We start from the raw sequence: 350 nt of genomic DNA on the forward strand, positions 1-350 counted from the left end.
CATGTCGGCAATGCCTATCGCCGCGTGCGCATCGGTGTCGGCCATCCCGGCGTCAAGGAGATGGTGCACGGCCATGTGCTCGGCGATTTCGCCAAGGCCGACCATGAATGGCTCGACGTGTTGCTCGACGCGATCGCCGATGACGCAGGCTTGCTGGCCAAGGGCGACGACAGTTCCTTCATGAACCGCATCACGCTCACTCTGCGCGACAAGCTCGTGCCGACCGGCGACGACGACCGGCCGCCGCCCAAGGCCCCGAAACAACAGAGCCATATCCGCCAGGCCCGCCCGCAGCAGCCGCCGGCGAAGGTTCCCGAAAGCGGACCGATGGCCGCGATGCTGAAGAAGCT

1 pseudogene is annotated in these 350 nt (G+C 66.0%); it reads left to right on the plus strand.

The features are described 5' to 3' along the window. Positions 1 to 350, plus strand: a pseudogene (locus P9273_RS32065) (aminoacyl-tRNA hydrolase); the annotation flags it as partial.

The sequence above is a fragment of the Mesorhizobium sp. WSM4935 genome (assembly GCF_029625735.1).
In the GTDB taxonomy this organism is placed as follows: Bacteria; Pseudomonadota; Alphaproteobacteria; order Rhizobiales; family Rhizobiaceae; genus Mesorhizobium.